The sequence below is a fragment of the Streptomyces morookaense genome (genome assembly GCF_013030945.1).
Taxonomy (GTDB): Bacteria; Actinomycetota; Actinomycetes; order Streptomycetales; family Streptomycetaceae; genus Streptomyces; species Streptomyces morookaensis.
On record NZ_JABBXF010000232.1, the window covers coordinates 1 to 381 of the forward strand.

A 381-nucleotide genomic window follows, 5' to 3' on the forward strand; every position below is an offset into this window, starting at 1 on the left:
CATGGGCATCAAGACCGTCATGATCACGGGTGACAACCCGCTGACGGCCAAGGCGATCGCGGAGGAGGCGGGGGTCGACGACTTCCTGGCCGAGGCGACGCCCGAGGACAAGATGGCCCTCATCAAGCGCGAGCAGGCCGGCGGCAAGCTGGTCGCGATGACGGGCGACGGCACCAACGACGCCCCGGCGCTGGCCCAGGCCGACGTGGGCGTGGCCATGAACACCGGCACCTCGGCCGCCAAGGAGGCCGGGAACATGGTGGACCTGGACTCCAACCCCACCAAACTCATCGAGATCGTCGAGATCGGCAAACAGCTGCTGATCACCCGCGGAGCGCTGACCACGTTCTCCATCGCCAACGACGTCGCGAAGTACTTCGC

The 381-nt window shown here is 66.9% G+C and carries 1 protein-coding gene; it reads left to right on the forward strand.

Translation table 11 applies throughout. From position 1 onward, the window contains the following. A partial coding sequence (locus HG542_RS34310; RefSeq protein WP_171088357.1) for an HAD-IC family P-type ATPase occupies window positions 1-381 on the forward strand: 381 nt, incomplete at both ends.